We start from the raw sequence: 4,116 nt of genomic DNA, 5'->3' as shown, positions 1-4,116 counted from the left end.
ATCGGCATAGGCTTTGCCCGCGTCGGATTCGGTATCCAGAATGACCGGTTCGCCCTGGTTAGATGCGCGCAGCACGGACTGATCTTCAGGGATCACGCCCGCCAGTGGAATGCGCAGGATCTCCAGCACGTCTTCCATGCTCAGCATATCACCCCGGCTAACGCGGCCCGGATTGTAACGGGTGAGCAGCAGATGTTCTTTAATTGCATCCTGACCGTTTTCAGCGCGGCGAGACTTGGAAGAAAGAATGCCAAGAATACGGTCGGAGTCACGTACAGAGGAAACTTCCGGGTTGGTGGTAATAATCGCTTCATCAGCGAAATAGAGCGCCATCAGCGCGCCGGTTTCAATGCCCGCCGGCGAATCGCATACGATAAAATCGAACGCCATCGTCGCCAAATCATTGAGTACTTTTTCCACGCCTTCACGGGTCAGTGCATCTTTATCACGCGTCTGCGAAGCAGGCAGGATAAAAAGATTTTCGGTACGCTTATCTTTAATCAGTGCCTGATTAAGCGTGGCGTCACCCTGGATAACGTTAACAAAATCGTAAACTACCCGGCGCTCACAGCCCATGATCAGATCGAGATTTCGTAAACCGATATCGAAATCGATCACGACGGTTTTTTTACCTTTCTGGGCTAAACCGGTAGCGATGGCCGCGCTGGACGTGGTCTTGCCCACGCCTCCTTTACCCGATGTAACAACAATAATGCGTGCCATATAATAATTTCCTTAAGAAAAGAAAGGGCTCGTGAGCCTTGCTCAGTTCAGTGTCTGTATAGTCAGGGCGCCATCTTTTAAACAAAGACGTGACGCTTTTCCAAAAAATTCAGCAGGGATTTGATCCATAATCCAGTACTCACCGGCAATGGAAACCAACTCTGCGGATAAATTTGTACAAAAAATCTGGCAGTCGCGATCGCCGCCGGCCCCGGCTAAGGCCCGGCCACGCATCATGCCATAGATATGAATATTGCCATCGGCTATCAGTTCGGCACCTGCGCTCACGCTGCTGGTGACGATCAGGTCGCAGTTTTTCGCGTATATTTGCTGGCCAGAGCGAACGGGCGCGTTGATTACGCGCGTTCTGGCCGCCGGGATCTCAGCGGGTTTCACCGGTTCAGGCGCAGGCGCAGGCTTTTGCTCTTTGCCTTCAGACAGCAGCGGCAAACCGGCACGCACAATCACGCGTTTAAGCGCGTCATCCTTGCAGCCGCTGACGCCGACAATATGCAGGCCAGTAGACGCGATAGCCTGCTGCATCTGCCGCCAGTTAACCTCGCTGGTCAACGTAGAAACATTCAGCACAACCGGCGCGTTTTTCAGAAAAGCGGGAGCCTGGTTGACTTTATCCTGAAGGGCCTGGCGCACCACATCCGCATCGTGGTGATGTAAGTGAACTACAGACAGAGTAAAACTGCTGCCCTTTAACTCGATTGGCGTTTGTGACATCTGTCCCGCTCAGTCCTGTTATTTCCAATCCCGGCGCAATCTGCGTCAGAGTGACGGCTAATCGCGCCCGGACGATATTCCGAAGTTCAGCAAGCATGTTATAGTTACTGCTATATTCAGGCAAGCCACCGACCAGGTTAATTCGAGTAAAAAATATGTTTTGTGTGATCTACAGAAGTCCTAAGCGTGACCAGACTTATCTTTATGTTGAAAAAAAAGACGATTTCTCGCGCGTGCCTGCCGAGCTGCTTCAGGGATTTGGTAAACCCCAGTTGGCGATGGTCCTGCCACTGGATGGCAGCAAACGTCTGGCTAATGCGGACCAGGAAAAAGTGAAAACGGCGCTGTCTGAGCAGGGTTATTATTTACAGGTGCCGCCGCCGGTGGAAAGTTTGCTTAAGATGCATCTGGAAAAAGATAAAAAAGATTAATTAGGAATCATCTGCACGCTATTTTCCCACCGCTGTTCTTTCCCGCAGCCAATAATGGGCGGCGGGAAGGACGTAAAAAGGGCCTTTTATGAAGCAACCTTACTTCACCTTGTTTATTTCTTCCCTGCTGCTGGCCGGATGTACCAGTCACAACAGTAAAGCCCTTGAGAAGCAAACTGCCGCGCCAGCGCAGTCGAAAACCACGCTGGCCGCTACCGGGCGCGACCCGGCCGAGTTCCCTGCTTATGTTGACCGGCTCAGGCAACAGGCGCAGGAACAGGGCATTGACGCAGCGACTATCGACACCGCTTTCAGCAATATTCATTTCGTAGACCGTGCTATTTCTGCCGACCGTAACCAGCTGGAAAAGAAAGTGACGCTGGACGACTATCTGACACGCACGCTGCCGGAATGGAAAAAACAGCGTGCACGCGAAAACGCCCAGCAATATCTGCCGCAGCTTCAGGCGGTCAGCCAGCGCTATGGCGTGCAGCCGGAATATATCGTCGCGCTCTGGGCGATGGAAAGCAGCTTCGGCAAAATCCAGGGGAAAGAAGAGATTGTTTCCGCCCTGGCGACGCTGGCTTTTGAAGGGCGCCGTGAAGCCTTCTTTACTAAAGAACTGATGGCGGCGCTGCGAATTATTCAGCAGCAGCATCTCAGCCCGGCGCAGATGAAAGGGTCATGGGCGGGCGCGATGGGGCAGAATCAGTTCATGCCTTCTTCTTTCCTGCGCTACGGTGCAGACGGTGACGGTGACGGGCAAATCGATATCTGGAATAACGTAGAGGATGTTTTTGCTTCTACAGCAAATTATCTGGCAACAGAAGGCTGGAAACCGGGCGAGCGCTGGGGCCAGGAAGCGATCCTGCCTGCGGATTTTGTAAAGGCGCAGGCAGGGCTAAAAACCGACCAGGCGAAATCGGTGGGTGAGTGGCAAAAACTGGGCGTGCGCTTCAGCGATGACGCACCTTTGCCGGATAACGCTCAGCGCGGCTGGATCATTCTGCCCGATGATGCACCGGGCCGCGCATTTATGGTTTATGACAACTTCCGCGTCATCATGCACTGGAACCGGTCTTATTATTTCGCTATCAGTATCGGCATGATGGCCGACGCCATTTCTCAACAGGATGTGGTCCACTGACCACTCACGCAAACAGGCAGGGGAACAGTATGTATCAGCATCATAACTGGCAGGGCGCTTTACTGGATTATCCGGTGAGCAAAGTCGTCTGCGTAGGTAGCAACTATGCTAAACACATCAAAGAGATGGGCAGCGCAACGCCTGCTGAGCCCGTCCTGTTCATTAAGCCGGAAACCGCGCTTTGCGATCTTCGTCAGCCGCTGTCGATCCCGAAAGATCTGGGTGCGGTTCATCATGAAGTTGAACTGGCTGTGCTGATTGGCGCCACGCTAAAGCAGGCGACGGAAGAACATGTGGCAAAAGCGATTGCGGGCTACGGAGTGGCGCTGGATTTAACGTTGCGTGACGTGCAGGCTGGCTGCAAAAAAGCAGGGCAGCCGTGGGAAAAAGCCAAGGGCTTCGATAATGCCTGTCCGGTTTCGGGTTTTATCTCAGCGGGCGAGCTGGGCGCGGATCCGCAGGATATCGAACTGAAGTTAATCGTGAATGGCGAAGTGCGTCAGCAAGGTTCTACGGCAGATATGATCCACAAAATCCTGCCGCTGATTGCCTACATGAGTAAATTTTTCACGTTGCATGCTGGCGATATTATCCTGACAGGTACGCCGGAAGGCGTGGGTCCAATGTCATCTGGCGATACGCTCGAGGTGTCGCTGGGCGGACATGGCGTAGCGACTCGTGTACTGTAAGACTTGCAACTCAGGCCCGAACTGTTTATAAGGTGCGGGCTTTTAACTAAACAGGACAGCAAAATGAGCGATACCCCTTTCTGGCAGCAAAAAAAGCTGGAGCAAATGAGCGACGAGGAATGGGAATCCCTTTGCGACGGCTGCGGCCAGTGCTGTCTGAACAAGCTTCAGGACGCCGATACCGACGAAATCTATTTTACTAACGTCGCCTGCAACCAGCTTAATATCAAAACCTGTCAGTGCCGTAACTACGAGCGCCGCTTCGAACTGGAAGAAGATTGCATCAAGCTGACGCGTGATAATCTGCCGACGTTTTCCTGGCTGCCGCCAAGCTGTGCCTATCGCGTACTGGCAGAAGGTAAAAACCTGCCTGTCTGGCATCCGCTGCGTAGCG

The 4,116-nt window shown here is 53.0% G+C and carries 6 protein-coding genes; 4 read left to right on the top strand and 2 right to left on the bottom strand.

All coding sequences use genetic code 11. The features are described 5' to 3' along the window. Together minD and minC are read right to left on the bottom strand one after the other, a co-directional pair. The coding region (gene minD, locus RTK32_RS19620) for a septum site-determining protein MinD (RefSeq protein WP_312046911.1) at positions 1 to 723 on the bottom strand (723 nt) is incomplete at its 3' end. 42 nt (positions 724 to 765) lie between these two features. Next, positions 766 to 1,455, bottom strand: a complete 690-nt coding sequence (minC, locus tag RTK32_RS19615; protein WP_312046909.1) for a septum site-determining protein MinC — start codon at positions 1,453 to 1,455, stop codon at positions 766 to 768. A gap of 155 nt (positions 1,456 to 1,610) precedes the next feature. Between minC and RTK32_RS19610 the strand changes: the two genes are divergently transcribed. From RTK32_RS19610 to RTK32_RS19595, 4 genes are all read left to right on the top strand, one after another. Beyond that, positions 1,611 to 1,886 (top strand): YcgL domain-containing protein, encoded by a 276-nt coding sequence (locus RTK32_RS19610; RefSeq protein ID WP_312046908.1) that lies wholly within the window; start codon positions 1,611 to 1,613, stop codon positions 1,884 to 1,886. Positions 1,887 to 1,974: 88 nt separating this feature from the next. Beyond that, the gene (locus RTK32_RS19605; RefSeq protein ID WP_312046906.1) at positions 1,975 to 3,033 is read left to right on the top strand and encodes a lytic murein transglycosylase; all 1,059 of its coding nucleotides are present in this window, start codon (positions 1,975 to 1,977) and stop codon (positions 3,031 to 3,033) included. A 29-nt stretch (positions 3,034 to 3,062) separates the two neighbouring features. Beyond that, positions 3,063 to 3,722 (top strand): fumarylacetoacetate hydrolase family protein, encoded by a 660-nt coding sequence (locus RTK32_RS19600; protein WP_312046905.1) that lies wholly within the window; start codon positions 3,063 to 3,065, stop codon positions 3,720 to 3,722. A 63-nt stretch (positions 3,723 to 3,785) separates the two neighbouring features. Beyond that, a partial coding sequence (locus RTK32_RS19595; protein ID WP_312046903.1) for a YcgN family cysteine cluster protein occupies positions 3,786 to 4,116 on the top strand: 331 nt, incomplete at its 3' end.

The organism is Erwinia sp. (genome assembly GCF_031978025.1).
Lineage (GTDB): Bacteria > Pseudomonadota > Gammaproteobacteria > Enterobacterales > Enterobacteriaceae > Erwinia.
The sequence above is the reverse complement of the archived record's forward strand: the minus strand, read 5'-3'. Positions and strand labels throughout refer to the sequence as shown.